The sequence below is a fragment of the Yoonia sp. SWMV100 genome, from assembly GCF_056108365.1.
Map to the genome: position 1 here is coordinate 51,860 of NZ_JBWBAQ010000007.1, position 11,748 is coordinate 63,607.

Here is an 11,748-nt window from a genome sequence, read left to right on the forward strand (position 1 = left end):
ACTGCATTAAGCTTTGCGTACTTATATACGCAGGGCAACCGAAACGACTAAGGGGCCATGGCCTATGTTTGAGAACCTATCTGACCGCCTGTCCGGCGTCTTTGACAAGCTGACCAAGCAGGGTGCGTTGTCTGATGACGACGTCAAAACCGCCCTGCGCGAAGTGCGTATCGCCTTGCTCGAGGCGGACGTGTCGCTGCCGGTCGCACGGGATTTCATCAAGGCGGTTCAGGACAAAGCCACTGGTCAGGCTGTTACGAAATCGATCACCCCCGGTCAGCAGGTTGTCAAAATCGTCCACGACGAATTGCAACATGTCCTGACAGGCGACGTTGAACCCGGTGCACTGAAAATCGACAACCCGCCCGCCCCGATCCTGATGGTCGGTCTGCAAGGGTCCGGTAAAACCACCACCACCGCCAAACTGGCGAAACGCCTAAAAGAACGCGAAGGCAAACGCGTGCTGATGGCGTCGCTTGACGTGAACCGCCCGGCGGCGATGGAACAGTTGGCAATCTTGGGTGTGCAGATCGGTGTTGACACCCTGCCGATCGTCAAGGGCGACGACCCGGTTGCGATTGCCAAACGCGCCAAAGTACAGGCCAGCCTGGGTGGTTATGACGTCTACCTGCTGGATACCGCTGGTCGCTTGCATATCGACGCCGAACTGATCGCCCAAGCCGCCGCCGTCCGCGATGTGGTCAACCCACGCGAAACGCTGTTGGTTGTTGATGGTCTCACCGGCCAGGACGCGGTGAACGTCGCACAAGAATTTGACGACAAAATCGGCGTGTCCGGCGTTGTCCTGACCCGGATGGACGGCGACGGGCGCGGTGGTGCGGCGCTGTCGATGCGGGCGATCACCGGCAAACCGATCCGTTTTGTCGGGATGGGTGAAAAGCTTGATGCGCTGGAAACCTTTGAACCATCGCGCATTGCGGGCCGTATTTTGGGCATGGGTGACATCGTCGCGCTGGTCGAAAAAGCCCAGGAAACCATCGAGGCCGAGCAAGCCGAACGCATGATGCGCCGTTTCCAAAAGGGTCGGTTCAACATGAATGACCTGAAAATGCAGCTTGAGCAGATGCTCAAAATGGGCGGCATGGAAGGGATGATGGGTATGATGCCCGGTGCCGCAAAGATGGGCAAACAAATGGCCGCTGCGGGCATGGATGACGGCATCCTCAAACGCCAGATCGCGCTGATCAATTCGATGACCAAAAAAGAACGGGCCAACCCCGATCTGTTGGCGGCATCGCGCAAAAAACGGATCGCGGCCGGGGCTGGTTTGGATGTGTCCGAACTGAACAAACTGGTGAAACAGCATCGGCAAATGGCCGATATGATGAAAAAGCTCGGCAAGGGCGGCATGTTGAAACAGGCGATCAAAGGGATGTTCAACAAAGGCGGCGACATGCCTGCCGGAATGCCCGACATGAACGACCCCAAAGCAATGGAAGCCGCCGCCAAGGCGCTTGGCGGCAAGATACCCGGCGGTCTGCCCGGTTTGGGTGGCGGCATGGGCCTGCCGCCCGGCCTGTCGGGTTTCGGGAAGAAAAAGTAACCGATGACCCCCGCCCCCACCCTTTCCACAGCACGGCTGGTCCTGCGCGGCCCGGAAAAACGCGACCTTGCGGCCTTTACCGCATGGGCAACGCGGTCCGTGCGTATGGAAACAGTGGGCGGGGCAGTGTCGGAACGCGATGCGTGGCGCGGATTCTTGGCCGGGATCGGTCATTGGAACTGGCACGGCTACGGTTTTTTCACCGTCACCGAAAAGAAAAGCGGCGTTGCTGCGGGCCGTGTCGGCATTTTGAACCACGTGGATTGGCCACAGCCGGAACTTGCGTGGCATATGTTCGACGGGTTTGAAGGACGGTCCTATGCGTTCGAAGCCGCCTGTGCGGTCCGCGAATGGGCGGGGCAAACTCTTGGTCTTGAACCGCTGATCTCGCTGATCGCGCCCGGCAACACACGCTCGCTTGCGCTCGCAACCCGGCTTGGCGCCACCGAAGAACGCCGCGATGTGATCGACGATGAAAAGGTGATCGTCATGCGTCACCTGCGCCACAACGACCCGCGCGCCACCGCCCAAGCTGCGGGGGCCATCACATGAGTCCAACACACAACGCACAAAAACGGGCGCTGCGCCGCCACGCCCATGTGACCCGCCCAACCGCAGGAGCATCCCATGTCTGACGCAACCCAACGCGCCGCCGAAGTGCTCAAAGCCCACCGTGAAAGCATCGACCGCCTTGACGCGATCCTTGTCTATACGCTGGGCGAGCGGTTTAAACACACACAAGCCGTGGGTCGCCTGAAGGCGGAACACGACCTGCCCCCGTCCGATCCTGCCCGTGAAGAACAGCAGATCGCACGGCTCACCGACCTTGCACATCAGGCCGATCTGGACCCTGAATTTGCCAAGAAATTTCTGAATTTCGTCATTCAGGAAGTTATCCAACACCACAAACAACACCAATCGTAGGGTGGATTTCAATCCACCCGCCCTGCCATCTAAGGAGAAAACACCATGGCTATGAAAATTCGTCTCGCACGCGGCGGCTCTAAGAAACGTCCTCACTATGCAATCGTTGCTGCTGACAGCCGCATGCCACGTGACGGCCGCTTTCTTGAAAAGCTTGGCACATACGCACCTATGTTGCCAAAAGACAGCGAAGACCGCGTGAAAATGGATATGGAGCGCGTGCAGTACTGGTTGGGTCAAGGCGCACAGCCAACAGACCGCGTTGCACGGATGCTTGAAACCGCTGGCATTCTGCCCAAGAAGGACCGCGCCAACCTGAAAAAAGGGACACCTGGCAAGGCCGCAACAGCACGCGCCAACGAAAAAGCCGCCAAAGCCGCGAAAGCAGCCGAAGCAGCAGCAGCGCCCGCTGAAGCACCTGCCGAAGAAGAAGCAGCCGCTGAATAAGCACACCTTTGCTGCCCGGCCCCGTGCCGGGCAGCATTTATAAAGGGACGCGTTATGTTTCGCCTGCTCCGCCTGCTGATTTTTACGGCAATCGCCTTTGTTGCGGGTACATTGACCGAACGAAACAACGCTCACACCGCTTGTCGCGACCAAGGCGGCGACTGGACCCAGAATTTTTGTGTAGGATCGGATATCCCATGACTGACCGCGTGATTGTTGGCACTCTTGGCGGCTCTTTTGGCATCAAAGGCGAAGTGCGTTTGAAATCCTTCTGCGCCGACCCGGCAGCCATCGCCGACTACACCCCGCTTTATACCGAAGACGGCCGCACCTTTACGCAGCTGATCCTGACCGGGCAGATGACCAACGGCTTTATCGCCCGCCTTGACGGCGTCACCACCAAAGAAGACGCTGACGCGCTGCGCAATGTCGCGCTATATGCCGAACGCGCCGCGATGCCGTCCCTGCCCGACGACGAATATTACTATGCCGACCTGATCGGCATGACCGTACTCGACACCGGCGGGGCCATGCTTGGCACTGTCAAACACGTGATGGACCACGGCGCGGGCGACCTGCTCGAGATCATCGTGCCCGGCCAATCCGAAACGGTTTTACTTCCATTCACGCAGGCGGTGGTGCCAACGGTGGACATAGCCGCGCGGCGGATCATCGCCAACCCGCCCGCAGGCAGCTTTCCCGAATAATCCACGCCCTAGGGCAGGTCGAACAGGCGGTCAAACGCCTGCCGCCCGTCGCGTGAAAACACGATAACGCGGGTGTCCCCGGCGCGCTTTGCCCAACCCAGCGCCTCGAATTGCTGCAAAAACGCGCGTCCCAAACTGCCCGCCAAATGGGACCGCCGGACGCTCCAGTCCAGACACTCACGACATAGCGGTGTGCGCCGCGCCTGCAACGCGGTCACATCAATATCAAAGTCCGTCGCAAAACGAACACCACTGTCAGTCAGGTGCAACCCGTCCGCCGCGAACGACAAATGCCCGCGCGCCAGCATACTATCATACAGCTGGGTGCCCAGATCGCCCGCCAAATGGTTGTAGCATACCCGCGCCGCGCGCAACGCTGTGTCTCTTGGCCCGGTGCGTTGGCGCAAGTGGCCCGCCCCGGCTGCCAGGCCCATCAGCCCTTCCAACACATGTGCCACGTCATCGCTCGCCAGTGAAAAATATTTGTGCCGGCCCTGCTTGCGCGGGCGCAACAACCCGCCGTCATGCAGCTTTGACAGGTGCGAACTGGCGGTCTGGATTGTGATCCCCGCCTCTTGGGCAAGCTCGCTGACGGTGAACGCCTGTCCGCCCATCAGCGCGGTCAACATATTCGCCCGCGCAGGATCACCGATCAGCGCGGCAATATGGGCAATATCAGGACCTTCTTTCATGGTTCGACCATAATCGAAGCATCACCGCCGATCAATATCGTAGTGTCCCATCATCGCCATACAAAAGGACATCCCATGCTGACCTGTGTCATCCGCTATCATATCGACCCGACCAAAAAGGCGCAGTTCGCGCAATACGCCCAAAACTGGGGGCAGGCGATCCCGCGTTGCGGCGCAGATTTGATTGGCTATTACGCCCCGCACGAAGGGTCCAGCACCCTTGCCTATGGGATATACAATATTGCCAGCCTTGCCGTTTACGAACAATACCGCACCCGTCTGGCCGTCGATCCGCTTGGTCGCGAAAACTATGCGTTTGCACAAAAAGAAAAGTTTCTGCTGCGCGAAGATCGCACGTTTCTGAAGCGCGTCAGCGATCCCCACGGGACAGGTGCCTGACATGATCGCCGTCATATTCGAGGTCATACCCGCCAAGGACCGCAAGGCCGATTATCTCGACATCGCTGCGCAGATGCGCCCGCTTTTGGATCAGGTTGCCGGGTTCATCTCGGTCGAACGCTTTCAAAGCCTGACGAACCCCGGCAAAATCCTGTCGCTGTCCTATTTCGAAAACGAGGCGGCAATCACGCAGTGGCGCAGGCTCGACGCACATCGCAGCGCGCAATCCAAAGGTCGTGATGGCGTTTTTGTCGACTATCGTCTGCGGATCGCGCATGTTGTCCGCGACTATGGCATGTTCGACCGGGCCCAAGCCCCCAAAGACAGCCAGACAGTGCATATCGTTGCTGACAAAACCCGTGGGGTGTGATCGGCGCGCGCGCGATCGGCCCCAACCCGCATGTTCCAATCGGCCGGACGCTTTGTCGCCGCACATGACCCAATAAAATAACGCATTCACCCATAATTGGCGGCACACCGCAGAAATAACTGTAGGGTTGCCGCCACAGCGCCCCACGTTCCCCCCTTTCCCCGCCGCGACGCATCGCCTAGAAACGCGCCATGTCAGACAAAACACCCCTTTCCCAAGGCAAAGCCGTTGGCCGCAAATCGATCCGCCCGACGTTGAAACCGCGCGAGCTGATGACGGACACGCCCGATATTGCGGGCGCATGGACCGCGCAAATCATCACGCTGTTCCCGCAGGCCTTTCCCGGTGTGTTAGGCGAAAGCCTGACCGGAAAGGCCCTGCATGACGGACGGTGGCAATTGCAAACCTATGATCTGCGCGAATACGGCATCGGCAAACACCGCAATGTCGATGACACGCCCGCAGGCGGCGGCGCGGGTATGGTGCTGCGCGCCGATGTGCTTGAGGCGGCGATTATCGATGCCCGCACAGCCGCGCGTGGGGTGATGCCAATGGTGTATCTGTCGCCACGCGGACGGCGGTTTGATCAATCCATGGCGCGACATTGGGCGCAGATGGATGGGGTGACCATGCTGTGCGGACGGTTCGAAGGTGTCGACGAACGGATCTTGCAGCATTTTGGAATTCAAGAAGTATCCTTGGGCGACTTCGTCATGACGGGCGGGGAGATCGCGGCACAAGCGATGATCGACGCCACTGTGCGCCTCTTGCCCGGTGTGCTGGGCAACGCCGACAGCGCCGTCGAGGAAAGCCATTCCAATGGCCTGCTGGAACACCCGCAATACACCAAACCCGCCGCATGGCAGGGGCACGCGATCCCCGATGTTTTAATGTCAGGCAACCACGCGAAGATCGCGCAGTGGCGGCGTGAAATGTCAGAAAAAATCACGCAAGAACGGCGGCCGGATTTGTGGGCCGCGCTTGAAGCATCTAAAAAAACATAACGCGTCGCGCAGGCGTATCCTTGCACTGTCACAAAACCTTGAGTTGCACCGCGCCCCAAAGCGCGTATCTCTCGGCATGTTACCTTGCGTAATGCGCGGGGCGTCTGACGGCGCTCGTTCTTATAAGGAATAAAGACATGCAACAGTTTTTAGGTGCGATCAGCCTGACATTGGCGACCATTGCGGCCGCAGATGCGGCGGCGGAAACATGGACTTTGGACCCGGCACAGTCGGTCGTGGCGTTCGGATCTGTGAAAAAAGACACCATCGGCGAAGCCCACACATTCCAGCGCCTGTCCGGCACAGTCGCCGACGACGGGACCGCGAACATCGACATCGACCTTACCTCGGTGCAAACGAATATCGATATTCGCAACGAACGGATCGCCGAAAATGTCTTTCAGGGCGCGACAACAGCGACCATGACAGCAAGCATCGACATGGGCGCGATGGCGACCCTTCAGGTTGGCGACAGTACAGTCACTGAAATCAATGGGGATTTGGCGTTTTTAGGGCAGGACATCCCGATCTATCTGGATGCGTTTGTGATGCGCACAGCAGATGATCAGGTCCTTGTCACCACCAATAGCATGATTTTTGTGACCACCGAAGAGGCTGGCATTGACGCAGGCCTGGACACGTTGATGCAACTGGCAGACCTGCCCAGCATCACCCGCACCTTCCCTGTGACCTTCCGTTTGGTTTTTGACGCCGCCGAATAGACCGGATCGCGCATCACACCTGTTGCGGTGCGCCATCCAATTTCCCCGCCGGCCCAAACATCACTTGATCACGCCGTCGGCTGGGCCTATACGACGCCAATCTACCGTCTTCGGCGCGTGGATTCGTTTGGCAATGTCACATGCGGTACGTTCTTCGATGCAACGCAGACCAGACCAAACGCAATAAACGAATGACGACCTGATCTCTGGCGGGCGCTGCGGCGGACCCGGACGAAGACCAAGAGCTCTCTGGTGGCACAGAAACATTGCGGAACACCGCAAGTATATCAAGGAGCCGATCAATGAACCTGATCGCACAAATCGAAGCGGAGCAAATCGCTGCGCTGGGGAAAACGATCCCCGACTTCAAAGCGGGTGACACCATCCGCGTTGGTTACAAGGTAACCGAAGGGACACGGACACGTGTCCAGAACTACGAAGGTGTCTGCATAGCACGCAAGAACGGCAAAGGCATTGCCGGTTCGTTCACAGTGCGCAAAATCTCTTTCGGTGAAGGCGTGGAACGTGTGTTCCCACTCTACTCCACCAACATCGACACCATCGAAGTGGTCCGTCGCGGTAAAGTCCGTCGTGCGAAGCTGTATTACCTACGTGATCGTCGTGGTAAATCGGCACGTATCTCCGAAGTCACCAACTACAAAGCGCCTAAGGGCGTCGAAGCGTAAGGACCCGCGTCATGAAAAACGGTATTCACCCAGATTATCACGTGATCGACGTCAAACTGACAGACGGCACAGTGTATCAAATGAAATCCACTTGGGGCAAAGAAGGCGATCAAATGTCGCTGGATATCGACCCATCCGTGCACCCGGCATGGACCGGTGGCGGCACCCGCTTGATGGATGCTGGCGGTCGCGTTTCCAAGTTCAAGAACAAATACGCTGGCTTGGGCTTCTAAACCCGCAGGTGGATCAATTTCCACCCTACGTATGACAAACGCCGCGCATGACTTTGCGCGGCGTTTTGCGTTTAAGCAATGCCGAGGAACCGAAGATGCCACATCCGCTGGAAAGCCTGATTGACCAGATCATTCAAAATGCCGAAAAGCGCGGCGCCTTTGACAACTTGCCGGGCGCGGGTCAACCCATAACGCAGTCTGACGCACCGCAAGACGCCGTCCTGAACCGTTTGTTGCGTGACGCAGAGGCAACGTCGCCCGTGGTGGTCTTGCGCCGTCAAATCCTTGCTGCGCAGGCGCACCTAAAGACGCTCGTCACCAAAGACGACATCAAAGCGCAAATGCTCATCCTGTCCGAACTCAACATGAAACTGGCCATCGAAATGGAGGCATTTCGAAAATACGGCTAAGGTTTTCGAGCAGGATTCATCGTTTGAAAGGATTTGGCGCTTACCCCTGATAGCACGATTCGACGATGATCGCGCTTAGGGAACCTCATGCATAGTATTCACGCCAAATTTTCACTCAAAGCCAGCTTGATTGCTGCGTCTACTTTTTTGATGCTTGCCCTGTTTGGGACGTTATTCTTTATCTTGCAGGCGTCAAATCATGCCGCCCTGATCGACGGGGCGCAACATCAACAAAGTGTGGCGCTCAAGGTTCTGACATCCACATTCAAGGGGGAATTTGACGATATCACCGTCAGTTACACCCCTGACGGTGATGTGCGTCGTGTACAGTGGGAAACCGTCCCTGACCTTCCTGACCACAGTTTGATCGACTCTGTCGGGCAAATCTCGTCTGAAACGGCGACGATCTTTGCATTTGACGCCGAAGCGGGGGATTTCATTCGACGCTCGACCAACATCATCAAGCCCGATGGCTCGCGGGCGGTTGGCACGTATCTGGGGCGTGACAATCCCGTGTTCGCCGCAATGATGCGCCAAGAAACCTACCGCGGAGAGGCCGTAATCCTGGGAAAGCCCTACCTGACGATTTATCAACCCATCGTCGGTGCATCCGGTAACGTCATTGGAATATTCTACGTCGGTGTAGAACGCACACGCATCGACACGCTTATCTCTGCGGGTCAACGCACCAGCATCATTACCGGCATCGTCGCCATCGGCATTGGGCTAATTTTGATGGCGATGGCCGTCTCTGTATTGCTGCGTCCCTTGCGCGAAATTGCAAAAACGATTGATCAGGTTGCAAGCGGGGATCTGGATGGCTACGTACCTTTCACCCAACGTCCGGATCAGATTGGCGCAATCGCGCAGCGTATTCAAAGCTTTCAAACCGACCTGAAAAAGGCGCATTCGCTTGAACAGCTATCAAAGGTCAAACAACACGATCAGGAAATGATCGTATCCAAGCTTCGGGACGCGCTATCGCGCCTTGCAGACAAGGACCTGACACCTCGAATCGAAGCGGAAAACGGGAAAGACTTCCCGCAGGACTATGACGGGTTGCGTGATGACTTTAACAACTTTGTCGGAAACCTTGCGACGATTATCCTTGAGATGGGAGAAATCGCAGAGAGCGTCGACCTCGCCTCCGATGGAATCGGCGCTGGGTCTGCAGAACTGGCGACACGTATTGAACGTCAGGCTGGCACGCTCGCCGACTCTGCCACAGCCCTGAACCAACTGACCCAAGCCAGCGCTGATATCGCAGCCAAAGCAGACGAGGCTGATTCTGTCGCAAAAACAAGCCAGACCCTGTCGGCGCAAAGCCGCAAGGCCCTGGACGAGGCGATGGGTTCCATTGGCAAAATCGAGGCGTCGTCCGGTGCAATCAACCAGATTATTACCGTGATCGAGGATATCGCGTTTCAAACCAATCTTTTGGCGCTCAACGCCGGCGTTGAAGCCGCCAGAGCAGGCGACGCTGGCCGCGGCTTTGCCGTTGTCGCATCTGAGGTACGTGGCCTGGCAAAGAACGCGACAGATTCAGCGCAGGAAATCAAAAAGCTTATCCTGACAAGCAATGACGAGGTGCGCGAAGGCAATCTTTTGGTCAGAAACACTGGACAGGCACTGGGTCAAGTGCTGGAGCATGTTGAAACGCTGGGCCATCTGGTTGCGGATATCGCGCACGAGGTACGCGGCCAATCGCAAGGTCTAGAGCAGGTGAACGGTGGCGTACGCCAGTTGGACAGCATGACCCAAGAAAACGCAGCCATGGTTGAAGAAACCAACGCCGCCGTGCAACAGCTGCGCGAAGAGGCGTCGCGACTTTCGGGATCGCTTGCCGGGTTTCAGGCAGGACAATCGCGCAAGACGGCACAGTTTACATCCCAGCGCGCGTCAGCGAAGGTCGCGCTGCTGCACACCACCCCAACCGTCCAATCCCAACCAAAGCTTGCGGCCGTCAGCCGACCGCGCGCAACTGGAACGGGACCAGCGACCACAGATTGGGAAGACTTCTAACATGCAAAAGGGCGGGAAAACCCCGCCCTTTCCTATCGAACAAATAGGGAATGAAACTTAAGCTGCGCCTGCACTGCGTGATCGGTTACCACCGCCGCCGCCACCTGTCCGACGACGCCCAGCAGATGGTTTCCCACCCCCACCAAATTTCGCGCCTGCTGGCCGCCCTGCACCACCGGCACCGCGTCCAGCATCACCGCCACGACGACCGCCGCCGCCGCCGCCATTCGGGCGTTTCTTTTGACCGGGCTGGATTTCCCACGCACGGCCCGACGCGACAGGAATCGTATCCTTCATCGCCTTTTCGATGTCTTGCAGTTCGATCATCTCGTCTGGAGCCACCAAAGCAATGGCAGACCCTTCTGCCCCGGCACGCGCCGTACGGCCGATGCGATGCACATAGTTTTCAGCCACGTTGGGCATGTCGTAGTTGTAAACATGCCGCACACCCGGAATATCGATCCCGCGCGCGGCAACATCAGTCGCGACCAACACCCGCACCTTACCAGACTTAAACGCCTCGATCGCGCGTTCACGTTGACCTTGGCTTTTGTTGCCGTGGATCGACGCAGCGGCAAACCCCTTGTTTTCCAGTACCTTGTACAGCTTTTCACAGCCATGTTTGGTACGGCCAAAAACCAGCGCCAGTTCGTCGCGGTGTTTGTCCAGCAATTCAATGAGCAAATCCGTCTTGGCGGCTTGGGCGACGAAATGCACCGATTGCGCGATTTTCGCAGCCGCCTGCCCCGGCGGGTTTACTTGCACGCGCACGGCGTCTTTCAAATACGTATCCGCCAGCTCTGACATCAGCTTTGGCATCGTTGCCGAGAACATCATCGTCTGGCGTTCTTTGGCCAACAACGGCGCAATCCGGCGCAGCGCATGGATAAAGCCCATGTCCAGCATCTGGTCTGCCTCGTCGAGGACGAGATAAATCGTTTCATCCAAACGCACGGCGCGACGGTCAATCAAATCGATCAACCGGCCGGGCGTTGCAACCAGCAGGTCAACCCCCCCGGCAAGACGTTTGGTCTGGGCCACAATCCCGGCACCGCCCACCACAAGCGTCACTTTCAAGTGGCTGCCTTTGGTGTAGGCGGTCAGGTTGTCAGCAATCTGTTTCGCCAACTCGCGCGTTGGTGCAAGAATCAGACCGCGTGCGGTTTTCGGGCTGGGGTTAACGCCAGCCTTCATCAACGCGTTAATCATCGGCAAACCAAAGGCCGCCGTTTTACCGGTCCCTGTTTGGGCAAGCCCCATAACATCGCGACCGTTCATCGCATGCGGGATGGCTTGGGTTTGGATCGGGGTGGGATCTGTGATCCCTTGTTCTTTCAAAATAGCAATAAGGCGGGGCGCAAGGCCCAACATATCAAAATCCATCGTATGGATATCCTGTGTGTTCTGCAGGCCGGTCAGGCCCGCGCATAAAATAACCGCATGGCCGAACGCCATGAAGCCAAAGCAAGGTTGCGCCTTATGCTGACAGCCAGAACCACATTGTCCGGGCGCCGATTTGGCGCGGGACCCCTGCGTGATGTGGGAACCTGAAGATAAACGATGCCTTG

At 57.7% G+C, this 11,748-nt stretch carries 15 protein-coding genes; 13 read left to right on the forward strand and 2 right to left on the reverse strand.

Going from position 1 to position 11,748, the window contains the following annotated elements; genetic code table 11:
• Nucleotides 1–64: 64 nt before the first annotated feature.
• The 5 genes from ffh to rimM all read left to right on the forward strand — a co-directional run bounded on the left by ffh (nucleotide 65) and on the right by rimM (nucleotide 3,642).
• Complete coding sequence (gene ffh / locus ACXJGX_RS14695) at nucleotides 65–1,564, forward strand: signal recognition particle protein (RefSeq protein WP_474782991.1); 1,500 nt, start codon at nucleotides 65–67, stop codon at nucleotides 1,562–1,564.
• Nucleotides 1,565–1,567: 3 nt separating this feature from the next.
• Nucleotides 1,568–2,116 (forward strand): GNAT family N-acetyltransferase, encoded by a 549-nt coding sequence (locus tag ACXJGX_RS14700; protein WP_474782993.1) that lies wholly within the window; start codon nucleotides 1,568–1,570, stop codon nucleotides 2,114–2,116.
• Between the two features lie 75 nt (nucleotides 2,117–2,191).
• Entirely contained in the window at nucleotides 2,192–2,488 is a 297-nt protein-coding gene (locus ACXJGX_RS14705) for a chorismate mutase (RefSeq protein WP_474782995.1), read from the forward strand.
• 45 nt (nucleotides 2,489–2,533) lie between these two features.
• On the forward strand, nucleotides 2,534–2,935 hold the full coding sequence (gene rpsP, locus ACXJGX_RS14710) for a 30S ribosomal protein S16 (RefSeq protein ID WP_474782997.1): 402 nt from the start codon (nucleotides 2,534–2,536) through the stop codon (nucleotides 2,933–2,935).
• A gap of 197 nt (nucleotides 2,936–3,132) precedes the next feature.
• Entirely contained in the window at nucleotides 3,133–3,642 is a 510-nt protein-coding gene (rimM, locus tag ACXJGX_RS14715) for a ribosome maturation factor RimM (protein ID WP_474782999.1), read from the forward strand.
• Between the two features lie 8 nt (nucleotides 3,643–3,650).
• Here rimM and ACXJGX_RS14720 read toward each other — a convergent pair whose 3' ends face one another.
• Nucleotides 3,651–4,334 carry an ArsR/SmtB family transcription factor gene (locus ACXJGX_RS14720; RefSeq protein ID WP_474783001.1) on the reverse strand — a complete coding sequence of 228 codons (684 nt, stop codon included), beginning with the start codon at nucleotides 4,332–4,334 and terminating at the stop codon, nucleotides 3,651–3,653.
• A gap of 75 nt (nucleotides 4,335–4,409) precedes the next feature.
• On the opposite strand from ACXJGX_RS14720, the gene ACXJGX_RS14725 reads away from it, so the two are divergent.
• From ACXJGX_RS14725 to ACXJGX_RS14760, 8 genes are all read left to right on the forward strand, one after another.
• Nucleotides 4,410–4,733 carry an NIPSNAP family protein gene (locus ACXJGX_RS14725; RefSeq protein WP_474783003.1) on the forward strand — a complete coding sequence of 108 codons (324 nt, stop codon included), beginning with the start codon at nucleotides 4,410–4,412 and terminating at the stop codon, nucleotides 4,731–4,733.
• Between the two features lies 1 nt (nucleotide 4,734).
• A complete protein-coding gene (locus tag ACXJGX_RS14730) occupies nucleotides 4,735–5,103 on the forward strand; it encodes an antibiotic biosynthesis monooxygenase family protein (RefSeq protein ID WP_474783005.1) in 369 nt (122 codons plus the stop codon).
• A gap of 191 nt (nucleotides 5,104–5,294) precedes the next feature.
• Complete coding sequence (trmD, locus tag ACXJGX_RS14735) at nucleotides 5,295–6,107, forward strand: tRNA (guanosine(37)-N1)-methyltransferase TrmD (RefSeq protein WP_474783007.1); 813 nt, start codon at nucleotides 5,295–5,297, stop codon at nucleotides 6,105–6,107.
• Between the two features lie 137 nt (nucleotides 6,108–6,244).
• Nucleotides 6,245–6,829 (forward strand): YceI family protein, encoded by a 585-nt coding sequence (locus ACXJGX_RS14740; protein ID WP_474783009.1) that lies wholly within the window; start codon nucleotides 6,245–6,247, stop codon nucleotides 6,827–6,829.
• A gap of 302 nt (nucleotides 6,830–7,131) precedes the next feature.
• On the forward strand, nucleotides 7,132–7,515 hold the full coding sequence (gene rplS / locus ACXJGX_RS14745; RefSeq protein ID WP_474783011.1) for a 50S ribosomal protein L19: 384 nt from the start codon (nucleotides 7,132–7,134) through the stop codon (nucleotides 7,513–7,515).
• Nucleotides 7,516–7,526: 11 nt separating this feature from the next.
• Nucleotides 7,527–7,748 carry a 50S ribosomal protein L31 gene (gene rpmE, locus ACXJGX_RS14750; RefSeq protein ID WP_474783013.1) on the forward strand — a complete coding sequence of 74 codons (222 nt, stop codon included), beginning with the start codon at nucleotides 7,527–7,529 and terminating at the stop codon, nucleotides 7,746–7,748.
• Between the two features lie 95 nt (nucleotides 7,749–7,843).
• Nucleotides 7,844–8,158 (forward strand): DnaJ family domain-containing protein, encoded by a 315-nt coding sequence (locus ACXJGX_RS14755; RefSeq protein WP_474783015.1) that lies wholly within the window; start codon nucleotides 7,844–7,846, stop codon nucleotides 8,156–8,158.
• Between the two features lie 87 nt (nucleotides 8,159–8,245).
• Entirely contained in the window at nucleotides 8,246–10,180 is a 1,935-nt protein-coding gene (locus ACXJGX_RS14760) for a methyl-accepting chemotaxis protein (RefSeq protein WP_474783017.1), read from the forward strand.
• Between the two features lie 57 nt (nucleotides 10,181–10,237).
• Here the strand turns inward: ACXJGX_RS14760 and ACXJGX_RS14765 are convergent, their stop codons facing one another.
• Nucleotides 10,238–11,563 carry a DEAD/DEAH box helicase gene (locus ACXJGX_RS14765; protein ID WP_474783019.1) on the reverse strand — a complete coding sequence of 442 codons (1,326 nt, stop codon included), beginning with the start codon at nucleotides 11,561–11,563 and terminating at the stop codon, nucleotides 10,238–10,240.
• Between the last annotated feature and the right edge of the window lie 185 nt (nucleotides 11,564–11,748).